The sequence below is a fragment of the Polaromonas sp. genome, assembly GCF_012927485.1.
Taxonomy (GTDB): domain Bacteria; phylum Pseudomonadota; class Gammaproteobacteria; order Burkholderiales; family Burkholderiaceae_C; genus Polaromonas.
Genome location: NZ_JABBPC010000013.1, coordinates 138,100 through 156,447 on the forward strand (window position 1 = coordinate 138,100; position 18,348 = coordinate 156,447).

The 18,348-nt window shown below is 58.5% G+C and carries 13 protein-coding genes; 7 read left to right on the forward strand and 6 right to left on the reverse strand.

Features of this window, described 5'->3' with window-relative positions; genetic code table 11:
• Positions 1–11: 11 nt before the first annotated feature.
• Positions 12–1,088, reverse strand: a complete 1,077-nt coding sequence (locus HHJ16_RS06645) for a cell division protein ZipA C-terminal FtsZ-binding domain-containing protein (protein WP_293641744.1) — start codon at positions 1,086–1,088, stop codon at positions 12–14.
• A gap of 6 nt (positions 1,089–1,094) precedes the next feature.
• Complete coding sequence (gene smc / locus HHJ16_RS06650; protein ID WP_293641745.1) at positions 1,095–4,631, reverse strand: chromosome segregation protein SMC; 3,537 nt, start codon at positions 4,629–4,631, stop codon at positions 1,095–1,097.
• 382 nt (positions 4,632–5,013) lie between these two features.
• Here smc and dapC point away from each other — a divergent pair, with 382 nt between their 5' ends.
• From dapC to HHJ16_RS06680, 6 genes are all read left to right on the forward strand, one after another.
• Positions 5,014–6,219, forward strand: a complete 1,206-nt coding sequence (gene dapC / locus HHJ16_RS06655) for a succinyldiaminopimelate transaminase (RefSeq protein ID WP_293641747.1) — start codon at positions 5,014–5,016, stop codon at positions 6,217–6,219.
• Positions 6,220–6,245: 26 nt separating this feature from the next.
• Complete coding sequence (dapD, locus tag HHJ16_RS06660) at positions 6,246–7,070, forward strand: 2,3,4,5-tetrahydropyridine-2,6-dicarboxylate N-succinyltransferase (RefSeq protein ID WP_293641821.1); 825 nt, start codon at positions 6,246–6,248, stop codon at positions 7,068–7,070.
• 29 nt (positions 7,071–7,099) lie between these two features.
• A complete protein-coding gene (locus HHJ16_RS06665) occupies positions 7,100–8,269 on the forward strand; it encodes a PilT/PilU family type 4a pilus ATPase (RefSeq protein WP_366557470.1) in 1,170 nt (389 codons plus the stop codon).
• Between the two features lie 56 nt (positions 8,270–8,325).
• Positions 8,326–9,546, forward strand: coding sequence for a succinyl-diaminopimelate desuccinylase (dapE, locus tag HHJ16_RS06670; protein WP_293641749.1), 1,221 nt, complete (start codon positions 8,326–8,328; stop codon positions 9,544–9,546).
• Positions 9,543–10,451 carry a 50S ribosomal protein L3 N(5)-glutamine methyltransferase gene (prmB, locus tag HHJ16_RS06675; protein WP_293641751.1) on the forward strand — a complete coding sequence of 303 codons (909 nt, stop codon included), beginning with the start codon at positions 9,543–9,545 and terminating at the stop codon, positions 10,449–10,451. The genes dapE and prmB overlap by 4 nt, the downstream gene beginning before the upstream one ends.
• Positions 10,452–10,520: 69 nt before the next feature.
• Positions 10,521–12,545 carry an ATP-binding cassette domain-containing protein gene (locus tag HHJ16_RS06680; protein WP_293641753.1) on the forward strand — a complete coding sequence of 675 codons (2,025 nt, stop codon included), beginning with the start codon at positions 10,521–10,523 and terminating at the stop codon, positions 12,543–12,545.
• Positions 12,546–12,653: 108 nt separating this feature from the next.
• On the opposite strand, the gene HHJ16_RS06685 is transcribed toward HHJ16_RS06680, so the two are convergent.
• Positions 12,654–12,983 (reverse strand): helix-turn-helix domain-containing protein, encoded by a 330-nt coding sequence (locus tag HHJ16_RS06685; protein ID WP_293641755.1) that lies wholly within the window; start codon positions 12,981–12,983, stop codon positions 12,654–12,656.
• Between the two features lie 62 nt (positions 12,984–13,045).
• On the opposite strand from HHJ16_RS06685, the gene HHJ16_RS06690 reads away from it, so the two are divergent.
• Positions 13,046–14,212, forward strand: a complete 1,167-nt coding sequence (locus HHJ16_RS06690) for an MFS transporter (RefSeq protein WP_293641756.1) — start codon at positions 13,046–13,048, stop codon at positions 14,210–14,212.
• A gap of 158 nt (positions 14,213–14,370) precedes the next feature.
• On the opposite strand, the gene HHJ16_RS06695 is transcribed toward HHJ16_RS06690, so the two are convergent.
• From HHJ16_RS06695 to typA, 3 genes are all read right to left on the reverse strand, one after another.
• Positions 14,371–15,510: an enoyl-CoA hydratase/isomerase family protein gene (locus HHJ16_RS06695; protein WP_293641757.1), complete on the reverse strand. Its 1,140-nt coding sequence runs from the start codon at positions 15,508–15,510 to the stop codon at positions 14,371–14,373.
• Complete coding sequence (locus HHJ16_RS06700) at positions 15,507–16,382, reverse strand: DMT family transporter (protein ID WP_293641758.1); 876 nt, start codon at positions 16,380–16,382, stop codon at positions 15,507–15,509. Before HHJ16_RS06700 ends, HHJ16_RS06695 begins: the two co-directional genes overlap by 4 nt.
• Positions 16,383–16,504: 122 nt before the next feature.
• Positions 16,505–18,328 carry a translational GTPase TypA gene (gene typA, locus HHJ16_RS06705; protein ID WP_293641759.1) on the reverse strand — a complete coding sequence of 608 codons (1,824 nt, stop codon included), beginning with the start codon at positions 18,326–18,328 and terminating at the stop codon, positions 16,505–16,507.
• Between the last annotated feature and the right edge of the window lie 20 nt (positions 18,329–18,348).

Below are 18,348 nucleotides of genomic sequence, written 5' to 3' on the forward strand. Positions count from 1 at the left end.
ACAACAGGACATCAGGAAAAGAGGCGCCGCCCCAACGCCGAGCCTGCCGACAGCTCGCGACCATCCAACAAGTCGTAAAGCTGTTCCAGTTCAGCGTGAATCCCGTCCATCGCTTCGGGCCTGATGGGGTTGTCGTTGTCATCGATGATGACACCGTCCATGCTGGAGGCCAAGGCTATTGCGGTCTCGCACATGCGCGCGAAAGGCTGCTCGGAGCGCAACACCTGCGGCACATCCAGTGACAGCGTGACTTCTCGCAGCGCCGTTTGTTCAGGGTCTTCAGCCATTGCGGCCTGGGTGTCGAAGGCCAAGCCGAGGATGGGGGCATGGCCCGGCTGAGTCGCGGGCAACACCATGCGCCCCGGGATAGTGCCGGCAACAAAACCCAACTTTGACGCGCTTTGCTGCACATAGCCGGGGCTCCAGGCTGTGTTCATGGCGCGCAGGCTAAAGCTTAATTGCGCGTCGTGCCCGCTGGCAAACTGATCCAGTTCACGGGCGCGCGCAACTTCGTCGAGCATTTCCGGAAACTCCGCTTCGCCACCGATAGCGTCGGCAAAGGCTTGTGCCTTGATAACAAATTCGGAGTATTCGATCTGGTTAAGCGCGCCGGTTCGATTGGCCAACTGCACCGCGCACTGGAATGCCTTGTAGCGCTGGCCGGCAACAGGAAACTCCCACTCACCAGTGGCCACATTCAAGCCTTCTGTCCCAAATGGTTTACTCCCCACGCGGCGCGTACTGGGCATGGCCGCCAACGCGGCATCCCCCGAAACGACGGACTCCAGCACCACGGGCGCCATAGCGTCAATCAAGATGTCTAAGCCAGGTTTGCGTTCCAGTGTTGTGAGCTGACTCAAGGAAGACAAGCTAGAGTCCGTGTCAAAGCTGGGCTCTTGCCGGTCTGCCAGTTCGTCAGGTCCCGACGCTTCATGCGTCGTCTCATTCTGGGCCGACTCCTGCTCGGAAACGGCTTTAGGGGTGGCCTGTTTCGGCAGGTTTCTACGTGACGACCAGGTGCTTTGGGCTACCACGCCTGCCAGCACCAGGCCACCGACCACCGCTAGACTGATTTGAAGTGTGCTCATAGTCACTCAGGCCGCCTCTGCAAAACTTAGGGCGGCTTCCATATCTACCGCTACGATGCGGGAGACGCCCTGCTCCTGCATGGTCACGCCGATCAGTTGCTCGGCCATTTCCATGGCGATTTTGTTGTGGCTAATAAACAGAAACTGGGTCTCCCGGCTCATGCTCGACACCAGTTTGGCATAGCGCTCGGTGTTGGCATCGTCGAGCGGCGCGTCCACCTCGTCGAGCAAACAAAACGGCGCCGGGTTGAGCTGGAAAATCGCAAACACCAGCGCGATCGCGGTGAGCGCTTTTTCACCCCCCGAGAGCAGATGAATTGTTTGGTTTTTCTTGCCCGGCGGTTGTGCCATCACCTGAACACCGGCGTCAAGAATTTCTTCGCCCGTCATCATGAGCTTGGCATTGCCACCGCCAAACAGCTCAGGGAACATGCGGCCAAAATGCCCGTTCACCGCTTCAAAGGTACTAGAAAGCAAATCGCGCGTTTCCATGTCGATCTTCTTGATCGCATCTTCCAGTGTCGCCATGGCTTCGTTCAGGTCAGCCGACTGGGCATCCAGAAACTGCTTGCGTTCGCGAGCGGTACTTAGTTCCTCCAGCGCGGCCAGATTGACAGCACCCAGCGACTGGATCTCCCGGTTGAGGCGGTCAATCTCGCCCTGAAGACCGGCCAATCGCACCGTACCGCTTTGAAGGGATAGCTCAACAGCGGCCAGATCCGCCTGAGCGTCCAGGAGCAACTGCGCGTATTGCTCAAAGCCCAGCCGCGCAGCCTGTTCCTTCAGTTGGAACTCGGTGATTCGCTGTCGCAGCGGGTCGAGTTCACGCTCCATCTGAAGCCGGCGTTCGTCGCTGGCACGGAGCTTGTTGGTGAGGTCGTCGTACTGGCTGCGTTTGGCACCCAAATCGGCTTCGCGCTCCATCTTGGCGCTCAGCGCGCTTTGCAGGCCGCCTTGTGCAGCGGCATCGTTCAGGCGGGAAAGTTCTTCGCGTGCGCGCGCTTCTTCTGCCGCGACGCTAGCCGCCTGCTGGGCTGCCACAGCAAGGGAGCGCGCCAGCTCGTCACGACGCGAGGCCAAGCTTCGCAGTGCAAACTGCGCTTCCTGCGCCTGACGCTCCAGCGCGCGCTGCTGTTCGCGCGCCTCGCCCAGTTTGCGCTCTGTTTCAATCACCCGGTCATCCAGCTGTGCCTGCCGCTCCTGGGTGTCGGCCAGCTGCATGTCGAGCTCTTCAAAACGAGCCTCCGCAATAACTTTGCGTTCCTGTAACTCATCCAGCTGAGCGTCAATTTCAGCCATGTCAGCCTGAATTTGCTCGCTTCGGGCACGGGTCTGCTCGGCCAATTGGCTCAGGCGCAGCACTTCAACCTGCAACTCATGAACCCGGCTTTGGCCTTCTGCGGCCTCACGGCGTGCCGTGGCCAGCCGCTGGGCGGCGTCTGCATAAGCAGCTTCAGCACGGATCAAGGCGGATCGGGCTTCCTCGCTGATCAGTACTTGGGCCTTGGAACTCTTTTCAAGATTTTCAATTTCCTGGGCTCTAGCCAGCAGCCCCGCCTGCTCAGAATCCTGCGCATAAAAACTCACGCTGTGTTGCATCACCGCATGGCCGCTCATAACGTAAATCGCTTCACCGGCCTGCAGCTTGTCGCGCGCCGCCAAGGCCTCGTCAAGATCCCGTGCGGTGTAGCAGCCGTGCAGCCAATCACCGAAGAGCGCTGCCTGCCCGGCGTCGTTCAGACGCAGCAAGTCCGCAAGGGGTTTGAGAGCGATTGATGGATTGGAGCGTCCCGGCGTCACCGCGGGAGGTGCCGTGTAAAAGGAGAGCTTGGCTGGCGGGGTGCCTTGACCATCGGTGCCCGCAAAACCGCGCACCATGTCCAGCCGGCTGACTTCGAGTGCGCCCAAACGCTCACGCAACGCAGCTTCAAGGGCGTTCTCCCAGCCCAACTCGATATGGATACGGCTCCACAAACCCTGCAGGCTGTCCAGACCATGCTTAGCCAGCCAAGGTTTGAGTTTGCCGTCGGTTTTGACTTTTTCCTGCAAGGCCTTGAGTGCTTCCATGCGGGCAGTCAAGCTGGCTCTTTTGGCCGACTCGGCATTAACGGTCTGCTGCAGCGAACGCCGTTCCTCGTCACGCTGAGGTACCGTGTCCGTCAGTTCGTGCAGACGGGCCTCTGCCACCGTCTGCGACTCCTGTGCGCTGGCGAATTGCGCAGTGAGATTGAACAGACGCGCTTCATCCGGCGCATTCAGCGCATTGCGGTCCGCTGTCAGCCGCTCGCGTTTCAAGGTCAGGGTGCGCGACTGCTCTTCAATATTGCGCTGGTCGGCGGCCAACACCTGAATCTGCTGCTGGACCTGGGCGACGCTCGCACGCTGCTCATTGGCTTTGCTTTGGGCTTGACGCAGCGTGTCTTCAAGGGCCGGCAACTCGGTTTGCTGCTCTTCCGTTTGTGCCGCCAGCAGCTCAGCTTTTTCCTCCGCTTCAACCGCCTGTTCGATCAGGTTTTCCGTCTCGACCGCTGCGTCTTCCCTGCGCCTGGCCCACTGTGCAGTTTGTTCCTTGAGTTGCGTCAGGCGCTGCTCCACACGAAGCCGGCCATCCACGACAAAGCGGATCTCCGCTTCCAAACGACCCACCTCGGCACTGGCCTCATAAAGCTTGCCTTGAGCCTGATTGACCTGGTCGCCAGCCGAATAATGCGCCTGCCGGATGGTTTCCAGGTCGGCTTCGATGTGGCGCAGATCAGCGACCCGACTCTCAAGATCGTTCACCGCCTTTTCAGCATCAGACTTCACCTTGGCTTGGTCAGCTTCGCTCTCGGTACGCTTCAAAAACCACAGTTGATGCTGCTTTAAGGTGCCGGCCGCCTGCAAGCTGTTGTAGTGCAAAGCGACTTCGGCCTGCTTTTCCAGCCGGTCGAGGTTGGCATTGAGTTCGCGCAGAATATCTTCCACGCGGGTCAGGTTCTCGCGGGTGTCCGAAAGCCGGTTCGCCGTCTCGCGTCGGCGTTCCTTGTATTTGGAAACACCGGCTGCTTCTTCAAGAAACAGGCGCAACTCTTCAGGCTTGGACTCAATGATGCGGCTGATGGTGCCTTGCCCGATGATGGCGTAAGCGCGCGGTCCCAAGCCGGTTCCCAAGAATACGTCCTGCACGTCGCGGCGGCGTACCGGCTGATTGTTGATGTAGTAACTCGACGCACCGTCCCGAGTCAGCACGCGCTTGACGGCGATCTCTGCAAACTGCCCCCACTGGCCACCGGCGCGATGGTCGGCATTGTCAAACACCAGCTCGACACTGGACCGGCTGGCGGGCTTGCGGGTAGTGGTGCCGTTGAAGATCACGTCTTGCATCGACTCACCGCGCAACTCGGAGGCGCGACTTTCACCCAGCACCCAGCGCACTGCGTCCATGATATTGGACTTGCCGCAACCGTTCGGTCCTACCACGCCGATCAATTGCCCCGGCAGTATGAAATTGGTGGGCTCCGCGAACGATTTAAACCCTGCTAACTTGATCGAATTGAGACGCACAGCTGTCCCTGTTTTCTTGAGCCTGAAGCAAACTCGTTAATTCTTCTAACGCTTTTTACGAGGCGCTTGCACGACGTGCACCACTTGCCGCAATGCACGACCTCTAATGTTACCCGAGCGCCGAGTGATATTTTGTAAGGAATAAGCCCTTGCCTCCCTGGTCGCGAACCCACTTGCTGCGCACGGCGCAACGCGGGCGACCCGCCCAAGCTCCGCTGCGGACCAGAACCCATACAGCGGAAAAATAGACACCAAATCGTCAGTCTTTTTTCTAAAAACGCCGACTATTAGCTATAGATTCTATAGCATGGAGTCACTCTGGCGTAGTCGGTAACCAGACCCATCGCATCAGGACTTTGCGCCGAGGCTGGATAATCTGGACATGAATCCCCTGCTTTCCCGCCTTCAGCCCTATCCTTTTGAGCGGCTGCGCCAATTGCACGCCGACATCACACCCAATGTCGCCTACAAGCCCATCAGTCTCGGGATTGGTGAGCCACGGCACGCGACGCCCCAGCTGATTAAAGATGCGCTGACGGCCAGCCTCGCTGGTCTGGCGAGTTATCCGGGCACGATGGGCGAGCCTCGCTTGCGCCAGACCCTGAGCGACTGGCTGGCGCGCCGCTACGACGTGAAGCTTGATCCGGCGACGCAAATCCTGCCGGTCAACGGGTCCCGCGAAGCGCTTTTTTCACTGGCGCAGACCGTCCTCGACCCCAGCCAACCGGGCGCCACCGTGGTGTGCCCAAATCCTTTTTATCAAATCTACGAAGGTGCTGCGCTGCTGGCCGGGGCGCAAACCTGGTTCGCTCCGAGCGAACCATTGCGTAACTTCGCGGTGGACTGGACCGGTGTACCCGAAACGGTGTGGGCCAAAACCCAACTGGTTTTTGTCTGCTCCCCCGGCAATCCGACCGGCGCGGTCATGTCGCTCGAGGAATGGGAACTGCTGTTTAAGCTCAGTGACCAATACGGCTTTGTGATTGCCTCCGATGAGTGCTACAGCGAGATTTATTTTCGTGACGAGCCGCCTTTGGGCGCGCTGCAGGCCGCCGCCCGGTTAGGCCGGCAAGATTTCAAAAACTTGATCGCGTTGACCAGCTTGTCCAAGCGCAGCAACGTGCCCGGCTTGCGCAGCGGTTTTGTTGCCGGTGATGCCGCCCTGATCAAGTCTTTTTTGTTGTACCGCACCTACCACGGCAGCGCCATGAGCCCAATCGTGCAAGCCGCCAGCATGGCAGCGTGGGCCGATGAGCAGCATGTGCAAGCTAACCGCGCCTTGTACCGCGAGAAATTTGCCAAAGTCACGCCCTTGCTGGCCTCGGTGATGAAGGTGGCCTTGCCCGACGCGGGCTTCTACCTGTGGGCGGAGATTCCTGAATTATTCAAGGGCTCGGACACGGCGTTCGCACGCGAGCTGTTCGCTCTCTACAATGTCGTCGTATTACCGGGCAGCTACCTGGCACGTGATGCGCAGGGCCACAATCCGGGCGCTGGCCGAATCCGGATGGCGCTGGTGGCGGAAACTGCCGAATGCGTCGAGGCCGCCGAACGCATGGTTCAATTTATCCAATCCAAAGTTCACTAAAAACTTATTCAATGACTCAAGACACTCTGCAAAGCAATCTCCAAAGCACCATTGATGCAGCTTGGGAAAATCGCGCCAATCTGTCCCCCACCTCTGCACCCAAAGAGGTGCTGGAGGCCGTGGAGCACACCATTGACCAGCTCAATACGGGCAAGTTACGCGTGGCCACCCGGGAAGGCGTCGGTCAGTGGCGCACGCATCAATGGATTAAAAAGGCGGTGTTGCTGAGCTTTCGCCTGAAAGACAACGAGCTGATGCGGGCTGGCGATTTGGGGTTTTTCGACAAAGTTCAAACCAAGTTTGCGCACCTCAGCGAAGACGAGATGCGCGCTACCGGCGTGCGTGTAGTGCCACCCGCCGTGGCTCGCCGAGGCTCCTTCATTGCCAAGGGCGCGATTTTGATGCCCAGCTACGTCAACATCGGGGCTTATGTGGACGAAGGCACGATGGTGGACACCTGGGCAGCCGTGGGTTCCTGCGCGCAGATCGGCAAGAACGTGCATCTCTCGGGCGGCGTGGGAATTGGCGGCGTGCTGGAACCAATGCAAGCTAACCCGACCATCATTGAAGACAACTGCTTTATCGGTGCACGCTCCGAAGTGGTTGAAGGCGTGATCGTCGAAGAAAACTCGGTGATTTCCATGGGCGTGTACCTTGGCCAAAGCACGCCGATCTACGACCGCGAAACGGACACCGTGACGTATGGCCGCATTCCGGCAGGCTCCGTTGTGGTGGCTGGCAACTTGCCAAAAGCGAACGGAAAATACAGCCTGTACTGCGTGGTGATCGTCAAGCGGGTAGACGCCAAAACGCGGGCCACAACCAGTCTCAATGATTTACTGCGCGATTGATGCGGCTCGGCACTTAACCGCATAAATTAATGACAATTGAGAAACGCTCGATGAGCACTATGGAAAAAATTCTGCGTCTGATGGCTGAGAAAAAAGCGTCGGACGTTTATTTGTCAGCCCACTCGCCCGCGCTCATCAAGATCAACGGTCAAACAGTCCCCATCAACGTCCAGATTTTGCCAGCGGACGCCCCTCGCAACCTGCTGGCTGAAGTGCTGCCGCCCGCACGGATTGAAGAGCTGGAAGAACTAGGCGAACTCAACATGGCCTTGGCCGTCGCCGGCGTGGGCAACTTCCGCATCAGCGGCTTCCGGCAACGGGGCACCTATGCGGCAGTGATCCGCTACATCCCGAACGAGATTCCGCCCCTGAACAGCCTGAACCTGCCGCCCATTCTGGCCGACCTGGTGATGGAAAAACGCGGCCTGCTGTTGATGGTGGGCGCCACCGGCGCAGGCAAGAGCACGACGCTAGCGTCTATGATAGACCACCGCAACGAAACCGCCTCGGGCCACATTCTCACGATCGAAGACCCGATCGAATTTTTGTACGCCAACAAGAAATCAGTGGTCAATCAGCGAGAAATTGGCAGCGATACCCAATCACTGCAGGTAGCGCTGAGAAACGCGCTGCGTCAGGCGCCGGACGTCATTATGATTGGCGAAATTCGCGACCGTGAAACGATGTCGGCGGCCATTGCGTATGCCCAGTCCGGTCATTTGTGCTTGGCCACAATGCACGCCAATAACAGCTATCAGGCACTCAACCGAATCCTGAGTTTTTACCCGGTAGAAGTCCGGCTTACCATGCTGGGCGACCTCGCTGCGGCGCTCAAAGCGATCGTGTCACAACGCTTGCTGCGCACGCAAGATGGCAACCGCACCCCGGCGGTAGAGGTGATGCTTAACACCAAACTGGTGGCCGAACTGATTGAAAAAGGCGACTTCTCGGGGGTCAAGGAAGCGATGGAAAAATCCATGGCCGAAGGCTCAAAAACGTTTGAGCAAGACCTCGCGAAACTGATTGTCCAAGGCACGGTAACGCGCAAGGAAGGCATTCTTTATGCCGACTCACCGACCAACCTTATGTGGCTGCTGGAAAACGACCTTGCGATGGCTAACGCCAAGACGCCAGAACCTGAAAAGGATCCGAATGACGAGCCGTCTTTCACGGAAATTACGCTGGATGTGAGGCACTAATGGCCATCATTCCCATGGTTTTCGTTTGGGACCGCTATTAAGGCAACTAAAGCACCATGTCTCGAACACTGCATCTGGCTGAACAGCTGATTTCGCGCCCATCAGTCACACCCAACGACGCTGACTGCCAGACTATTCTGGCCGCACGACTAGCCCCGCTCGGATTCAAGTGCGAAACCATGGTCAGCGGCCCCGATCACTTTCGCGTCACTAATCTATGGGCGAAATTTGAAGGTTTTCGCCCTTTCGACCCGTCGGAACGTTCACAGGGAGCTACTGAATCAATAGCCAGTACAGTCACCCAAAAAAGACAGGTCAAAACGCTTGTATTTGCCGGCCACACCGACGTGGTGCCCACCGGCCCGCTGGAGCAGTGGCACAGCCACCCTTTCACGCCCAGCCATCGTGACGGCAAGTTGTATGGGCGGGGCGCCGCCGACATGAAGACGTCCATTGCCGCCATGGTCGTGGCAGTCGAAGAGTTTCTAGCTGCCAACCCACAGCCTGCGCTGTCGATCGCCTTCCTGATCACCAGTGACGAGGAAGGCCCGGCGCTCGACGGGACCGTGACGGTCTGCGAAAGGCTGTTGGCGCGAGGCGAAATGCTGGACTATTGCATCGTGGGCGAACCTACCTCTGTAGACCACCTGGGCGACGTGATCAAAAACGGCCGCCGCGGAACCATGAGTGGAAAGCTCACCATCAAAGGCGTGCAAGGTCATATCGCCTATCCTCACCTCGCGAAAAATCCAATTCATCTGTTTGCGCCCGCTCTGGCGGAGCTGGTGTCGACCGAGTGGGACCGGGGTAATGAATTTTTCCCCGCCACCAGTTGGCAGGTTTCCAATATGCAGGGAGGCACTGGCGCCTCCAATATCATTCCAGGCGAGCTGGTCGTGGACTTCAATTTTCGATTTAGTACGGAATCCACCCCTGACAGCCTGCAGCAGCGCTTGCAAGCCGTTTTGAGCCGGCACCAGCTTGAATATGATCTCAAGTGGACTTTGGGAGGTCGACCTTTTCTGACCAAGCCGGGCGAGTTGGTGGACGCCGTACGCGCTGCGATTCTGACTGAAACCGGTCTGAACACCGAGCTGTCCACTACCGGCGGCACCAGCGATGGTCGGTTCATCGCCAAAGTTTGCTCACAAGTAATCGAATTCGGCCCCATCAACGCATCGATTCACAAGATTAACGAGTGGGTAGAGGTGAGCTCGCTCGACCCTCTTAAAAACATTTACAGAGGCGTGCTGGAGCGACTCGCCGCTACGGCATGACCTTTGCGTCTCCCCAAACGGCGGCGATGCCCCCCACCGTGCTGGCGCTGATTGAGCAGATGGCGGCCCGGCTAGAGGCGGCAGGGTTGACTTATTCCGACGGTTTTGGTCAAGGCACCAGCAACGCCTTCGACGAAGCCGCCTGGCTGGTGCTTTGGAAGCTCAACCTGCCGCTGGACGCCCTCGATGCAGTGGCGGACCAGGCAGTCACGCAGGCAGACCAAAGGCAGGTAGCGCTGCTTTTGGACGCACGCATCCACTTGCGCAAGCCTGCTGCGTACCTTACTCACGAAGCCTGGCTGATGGGCGTGCCTTTTTATGTCGACGAACGTGTGATCATTCCGCGTTCCTTCATTGCCGAATTATTGAATGACGCGAGCATCGACCCCTGGCTGAGCGAGACGACCCACCGCGTGCTCGACTTATGCACTGGCAATGGCAGCTTGGCCGTGCTGGCGGCGATGACTTACCCCGAGGTCATCGTGGACGCCGCCGATATCAGCCCGGAGGCCCTGGCCGTTGCCCGCATCAATGTGGACAGGCATCAGTTGGCCAGCCGAATCACCATGATCGAATCCAACGGCATGGCCGCTTGCAGTGGCCCCTACGACCTTATTTTGTGCAATCCACCTTACGTCAATGCCGTCAGCATGGCGGCCTTACCCGCTGAATTCCGGGCCGAACCGGACCTGGCCTTAGCCGGCGGGGCAGATGGAATGGACTTCATTCGAGACCTTTTTCTAACCGCCGCCACGCAAATGAACGAAAATGCGGTATTGGTGCTGGAAATAGGCCACGAACGCGCTAATTTTGAATGCGCTTTTCCTCACCTTGAGCCGCTCTGGTTCGACACCAGCGCTGGTGGCGACCAAGTGATGCTACTGACCCGAGAACAGCTGGCCTGAATCCCTGCTTTCTAATCGGGCAATAGCGCCACTTCGGCCCGAATAATTTTCTTGAGTCTATTTGTTTAAATGATTACCCTTAAAAATGTGGTGCTGCGTCGCGGTGCCAAAGTTCTGCTTGACAGCGCGTCTGTCACCATTAATCCTGGCGAAAAAGTCGGTCTGGTCGGTCGCAACGGTGCGGGTAAATCCACCCTTTTTGCATTGCTCAACGGCTCGCTGCATGAAGACGGCGGAGATTATTTCATCCCCGCGCAATGGAGCATGGCACAGGTCGCGCAGGACATGCCCGAAACCGAGCAAAGCGCTACCGGTTATGTAGTCGATGGCGACGTGGTGTTGCTGGCCGCGCAGACCGAGGTAGATGCCGCCGAGGCAAGCGGCGACGGCGATCGCATGGCGCACGCTTACATGAGCCTGTACGATGCCGGCGCGCACGATGCCCAGGCCCGCGCACAGGCGTTGATTCTTGGTCTGGGTTTCAAGCTCAGCGAGCTGGAAAATCCCGTCAACAGCTTTTCCGGTGGCTGGCGCATGCGCCTGCAACTGGCGCGCGCGCTGATGTGTCCCTCCGACCTGCTGCTGCTGGATGAGCCGACCAATCACCTGGACCTGGACGCCCTGGTCTGGCTGGAGGCCTGGCTCAAGCGCTACAGCGGCACCATGCTGGTCATCAGTCATGACCGCGAGTTCCTCGATGCGGTAACGCAGATCACCGTGCACATTGAAAACGCCAAACTAACGCGCTACGGCGGCAACTACAGCGCATTCGAAGACTTGCGCTCCGAGCAGATGGCCTTGCAGCAAAACGCGTTTTCCAAGCAGCAGGACAAAATCGCCCACCTTCAAAAATTCATTGACCGCTTTAAGGCCAAGGCGAGTAAGGCCAAGCAGGCACAAAGCCGGGTCAAGGCGCTGGATCGAATGGAAAAAATTGCGCCGCTGCTGGCTGAAGCTGACTTCACATTCGAGTTCAAGGAACCAGCCAATTTACCCAACCCCATGCTGTCGATGCAGAATGCCTACTTTGGCTATCCGGCACCCGAAGAGGCGCCCGAGGGCACGCCGCCCACCGTCATCGTGCAGAACGTCAGTAAATCGGTGTTAGCCGGCCAGCGCATTGGTATCCTGGGGGCCAACGGTCAAGGTAAATCGACCCTTGTCAAAACCGTCGCGCGCGCGCTCGCCCCTATCAGCGGCGATATGACCGAAGGCAAAGGCCTCAACATCGGTTACTTCGCGCAGCAGGAGCTTGACGTATTGCGTCCCGCCGACACGCCGCTCGAACACATGATCCGCCTTGTCAAGGAAGTTACCGCTGCCGGAAAAATCAGCGGTCAGCAAACTCGCGAACAAGACTTGCGGAGTTTTCTGGGTATGTTCAACTTTGGCGGTGATATGGTCAAGCAGGCCGTAGGCAGCATGAGCGGGGGAGAAAAAGCTCGGCTGGTCCTTTGCATGATCGTTTGGCAGCGCCCCAACCTGCTGCTGCTTGATGAGCCGACCAATCACCTGGACCTGGCCACGCGGGAAGCACTTGCAATGGCGCTCAACGAATTCGAAGGCACCGTGATGCTGGTCAGCCATGACCGCGCGCTGTTGCGGGCGGTCTGTGACGAGTTCTGGATGGTATCGCGGGGCGGCGTTGAACCGTTCGACGGCGATCTGGACGACTACCAGCGTTACCTGCTGGATGAAGCCAAACGCCAGCGCGAAGAAGCCAAAAAGTCGACAAACAGCGCTACGGCGCCTGCTGCCAACGCTAGTAAAGTCGTGGCAACTGGCGCGGAGCCGTCGAAGTCGAGAGGCGCCGTTGAAACCCACCGATCCGTTAACAAAAAGGACGACGCCCAACGCCGTCAGCAACAGTCTGATAGCTCCAAACCGCTGCGTAAGGAATTGGAAAAGACAGATCGCCAGATGCAAGCTTTAAGCAACGAACAGGTCAGCCTGCAATCCCTGCTGACGAGCACCACGAATGCAGCTGAAATCGCCCAGACCGGCAGACGCCTGAAGGCGATTGAAAACGACTTGGGTACGCTGGAAGAACGTTGGCTGGAATTAACCGAGAAGATCGAGACGGTTACGGTGTAGCGTAAGTCGTTAAAGGGGGCCTCCACGAGGTTCCGCCAGCTTCTTGGCGGCGATGCAATCCGCGCTCGTGCTTATACGCAACAAGCCGCTTCAGCCAACACCGGGCGATCAACGCGGCCGTGTGTCTTGCAAGTTATGCGCCATGATGCTTTCCAACAAACCAGGAAAGCGCTTTCCGAGGTCCTCCAGCCGAAGCGAAATCATGCAACGCATACCCTCTGGCCGGGTGCGGGTCACACCCGCTTCACGCAGTATCTTGAGGTGATGGGTCATCGTCGATTTGGGCACGCCCCCCTCCAACAAGTCACCGGACGAACTCTCGGTGATGCGCAATAGCCCGGAAACAATGGCAAGCCGGGTCAGATCACTCAAGGCGAACAGCACCCGATGCAGGCTAAGGTCTGCCGTTTCCGGGTGGGAAAATTCGCGTGCGTTCATGGTGACTCCTGTTGATGTACTATGTATTAGGTACGTAATACATAGTACATGAATAGACCACCATGAAAAATATTTTTCTTCTCGCTCTCGGCATGTTCGCGCTCGGCCTGGATGCCTATGTCGTCGCCGGTCTTTTGCCGGAAATCGGGGTTACCTTCCATGCCACCCCCTCGGAGGTCGGTCAGACCGTGACCGTCTTCACGCTCTGCTACGCGCTGGCCGCACCAGTTTTCGCGACGCTACTCGCCGGCAAGCCAATCCGGAAAATCCTTGCCTTGGCGCTGGCCGTGTTTTCTTGTGCCAATGCCGCCAGCGCACTTGCTGGCAGTCTTGAGTGGTTGTTGGCAGCTCGCGCGGTTGCGGGTCTCGGCGCCGGTTTGTTTTCACCGATCGCCGTCGCGGCAGCTGTCGCCCTGGTCAGCAAAGAACAAAAGGGCCGCGCCCTCGGATTGACCTTAGGCGGCATGAGTACCGGAACAGTGATCGGCGTGCCGGTCGGATTGTGGGTGGCGAGCCGGATCGGCTGGCAGGGCACGCTTTGGCTTGTGACAGCCCTGGGCCTCATCGGGTTGATCGGCATTCTGCTGCGCCTCCCTGATATTCCCGCCGTGCCGCCGCCGTCGTTGCGGCAACGAGCCGGGATGTTAGCCAATCCGCTCGTGGCGGCGACGGTTGGCGTATCTTTTCTGACCGCCGTCGCCAGTCTTGGCCTCTATACCTATGTTGCGCCGATCCTGCAAGGCATCGCGAACATCGACACGGCTACTTCCTATTTTTGGGCGTGGGGTATGGGCGGCATGGCGGGTAGTTTCCTGATCGGGGCCGCGATCGATTGGACGCAGCGCCCCCTGCATCTGATGCTGGGCCTCCTCACCCTGCTGACGTTGGCGCTAGCCCTACTGCCGACCGCGCTTCACTCGCCCTTGTTGGGATATCTTCCATTTTTGGTCTGGGGGGCGACGGGCTGGGCCTCACAAGCGCCGCAACAACACACCTTGCTCGACTTACAACCTGAGCATGGTGCCGCCGCCGTCGCTTTGAACAGCTCGGCGAACTACCTTGGAGGCGCGGTCGGGGCCGCCCTCGGTGGCGTGATCATCGCCACAGGCGGCTTGTCGCGATTGCCGTTGCTGGCAGCCTGCGTGGCATTAATCGCCCTCATTATTCACACGGCGATCCTTGCGAGGTTTGGCGCGTCGAAGATGAAAAAGAACCGCACAGCCGCATAGTTGGTTTAGTTCGAATAACTCAGGATCAATGCGAGGTCTAAAAAAATGGAATTTTTATGCAGTACTGTATTTTCGATTTTGGAGCTTATACAGGTCCCGCCGTCCCCTGCTCTGCGCTGCGGAGCGCGACAGCCTGATGCATTGCGGCGCGTTGTAAATCAGACACCCAGATGTCGTAACGGATGCGCCTCTGGAAGCCACGGGCTGACGAAGAATTGGCGCACCACCTCTGCACTGACGTTTTCGATGCGCGGTGGGTTCCAGCGCGGCGAATAGTCCTTGTCGACCGCCAGCGCCCGGATGCCTTCGACGGTTTCGCTGCTTGTGCCTGAGCGCAGATGGAAGCAATGATGCACCATGTCCCGCTCCATCCGCAGATCATCGGCCAAGGTCATTGTGCGGGCACGGCGAATCTGCTCCAGTGCCACATGCAGCATCAGCGGCGAGCGTTTGCGCAACGTGGCAGCGGTCTTGCGTGCCCAGTCGCTCTTGGCCGATTCCAACGCCCGAATGATTTCCCCCACGGTCGGCAGCGAAAAATAGGTATCGAATTCAGTTTCCAGTCCAGCAAAACGCCCGCTGCCCACTTTCAAATTAGCAGTGATCCAGGACTCAAGCGCCATCGTCGAGTCAAAAGTTTGAGCGGCCAATCCCTCCCACAGGGCGGGCAGGCTGGCCACTTCCAGTTTGACATCCGCCAGACCAAAACGGATCGCTTCGTCGGCACCGATGACGTCACCAGTCAGCGCCAGATATTCGCCGATGTGGCCCGGGCAGCGGCTCAGGAAATAGCCACCTCCGACGTCCGGAAATAGTCCGATCTGGGTCTCTGGCATGGCCATCTTGGTGTGCTCGGTGACAATGCGCACTCTCGCACCTTGACTGATGCCCATGCCGCCGCCCATCACAATGCCGTCCATGAAGGCGATGAAGGGTTTGGGGTAGGTCTGGATCAGGTAATTGAGGGTATATTCCTCGGTGAAAAAATCGTCCAGCACCGCATCACCGGCCAGCGCGGCCCGGTAGAAAAAACGGATATCGCCACCAGCGCAAAAGCCGCCAAAATGACCTTCAGGGGTCCCGGGCCGCCCCACCTTGTTGGTGCCTCGAATCGCCACAGCCAGAACCGCAGGATCATCACGCCAGGCCAGCAGGGTATTGAGCAAATCGCGCACCATCTGCAGCGACAACGCATTGAGCGCCTTGGGCCGGTTCAGTGTGATCATTCCGACACTGCCGCAGCGCACTGCAAGAAGGTCATCATTTTTCTTTTCAGTCACCATAACTTCAGTACTCATAATCGCTGTCTCCATCCAATCCATTCGTTGACTACCAGCGCAGTGATGACCAGCACGCCGCCGGTTAATACGCTGGGACCCGGCACCTCATTGGCACCAAACCATGCCAGCAAGATGCCAAAAACAACCTCCAATAAAGCCAGCAAGGCGACCTCGGGCGCCTTCAGAACCCCAGCGCACTTCACCGCCAGCACGCAGGGAATTGCCAGTTGAAACAGCCCGAGCACCGCCAGCAGGCCGAGGTCATGCGGCGTCGCTAAAAAAGGGAACGCCAGCGGCAAGGTCGACAGTGCCGAGAGTGCCGCCCCGACCAGCACGGCAGGCACCAGGTCGATATTCTGACCCTGCGTGCGGCTGTGCTGCACCACGGTCCAGTTACAGGCGCTCGCCAGTGGAACCAGCAGCGCCACCAGCGTGCCAGCCAGCTGGCTGTTCAGGTCCACCTGTCCGCCATACATCCATGCAATACCAATACTGGCCAGCGCAATGGCCGACCAGGTGCGCGAAGGAATCCGGTGACCAATAAAAGCACGCGCAAGCAGGGCCGTGATAAAGGGGCCGAGCGCCATTGCCACCAATACATTGGCCACCGTGGTAAGCGTCAGGGCCACCATGAAGGCCGTGAACATCACGCTCCAGCAAACGCCCGACAGCCAGAGCGCAAGGCCGCCATTGCGGATTTTCGAAAAAACGACACGCCCCTGAAAAGCAGGTAGCAGCACCAGCAGCGCCGCCAGCGTGAATAAACTCCGCCAGAACGTCACCTCAAAACTACGCGCCACTTCCAGCTGCCGCGTCACGACGCCAGCGATAGACCACATCAGGGTTGCAAGAACCATCAGGCCAACTGCCTTGGCGTGTGTCAGCTTCATGGAATACCCGGCGCAGCGCCGACCGCTGCGAACGGCAAAAGGGCCACCGCATGGCAGTGACCCTTATGTCGCCTTGGCAAGCTTTTCAGCCTGATCACCTTAACGGCAGTGTTGTTTCAGAATTAACGGCCGGCGCGTTTGCGCTCGCTCTCTGTCAGGTGACGTTTGCGCAGACGAATCGACTTGGGCGTAATTTCCACCAGCTCGTCGTCCTCGATGAATTCCACCGCATATTCAAGCGTCGCATCAATCGGCGGCGTGATCTTGATCGCATCTTCCTTGCCGGAAACGCGGAAGTTGGTCAGCTGCTTGGTGCGCGTGGCATTCACTACCAGATCGTTGTCACGGCTGTGGATACCCACAATCATGCCCTCGTACACCGGGTCATTAGGCCGGACGAACATGCGACCCCGGTCGTCCAGTTTACCGAGCGCGTAGGTGAAGATTTCACCCGCATCCATGGAAATCAACACACCGTTTTTGCGGCCGCCGATGTCGCCTTTGTGCGGCTCGTAGCTGTCGAAAATGTTGGAGATCAGGCCAGTGCCACGCGTCAGGTTCAGAAATTCATTGGTGAATCCGATCAGGCCGCGCGCCGGGATGCGGTATTCCAGGCGCACGCGGCCACGGCCGTCCGGCTCCATATTGACGAGGTCGCCTTTGCGCTCGCCCAAAGCCTGCATCACGCCACCCTGATGTTGCTCTTCGATGTCGGCAGTCACCAACTCGATCGGTTCGTACTTTTCTCCGTTCACTTCTTTCATAACCACGCGCGGCTTGCTGACGGCCATCTCGAAGCCTTCACGCCGCATGTTTTCCAGCAAGATGGTCAGGTGCAGTTCGCCGCGACCCATGACCTCAAAAATGCCTTCTTCGCTGGTTTCCTTGACGCGCAAGGCCACGTTGTGTTGCAGTTCTTTTTGCAAGCGGTCCCAGATCTGGCGACTGGTGACGTACTTGCCTTCACGGCCAGCCAGCGGGCTGGTGTTGACGCAGAAGTTCATCGTCAGGGTCGGCTCATCGACCTTGAGCATCGGCAGCGGCGCCGGATTGACGGGATCGGTGATGGTCACGCCAATGCCGATGTCGGTCAGACCGTTGATCAGCACGATTTCGCCGGGGCCTGCATCCGTGGTCTGGACGCGCTCAAGACCCTGGAAGGTCAGGACCTGGTTGACACGACCTTTGACGGCCTTGCCATCCGGCCCTTCCATCACCACCACGTCCATCATGGGCCGGATCGTTCCCTGGCTGATGCGGCCGACACCAATCCGGCCCACAAAGGTCGAAAAGTCGAGTGCCGAGATTTGCAGTTGCAGCGGCGCTGCCGGATCGCCTTGCTGGTGCGGCACATGTTCGAGCACGGTGTTGAACAGGGCCGACATGTCGGGGCCCCACTGCTCGCCCTGCTCACCCTCTTCCATCGACGACCAGCCGTTGATGCCCGAGGCGTAGACCACGGGAAAATCCAGCTGTTCATCCGTGGCACCGAGCTTGTCGAACAAATCGAACGCGGCGTTGACTACCCATTGCGGACGCGCACCGGGCTTGTCCACCTTGTTCACCACCAGGATCGGCTTGAGCCCCAGGGCCAAGGCCTTTTTGGTCACAAAACGCGTCTGGGGCATCGGGCCTTCCTGCGCATCGATCAGCAGCACCACACCATCGACCATGCTCAATGCCCGTTCCACTTCGCCGCCGAAGTCGGCGTGGCCCGGGGTGTCAACGATGTTGATGTGGGTGCCTTGCCAAGTCACGGCGCAGTTCTTGGCCAGAATCGTGATGCCACGTTCTTTCTCGATGGCGTTGTTGTCCATCACGGTGTCGACCACCTTCTCGTGCTCGGCAAAGGTGCCCGACTGGCGCAGCAATTGATCGACCATGGTGGTCTTGCCATGATCGACGTGGGCGATGATGGCGATGTTTCGGATTTGTTTTTCACTCATGGTTCGCTTTCTGGAGACTT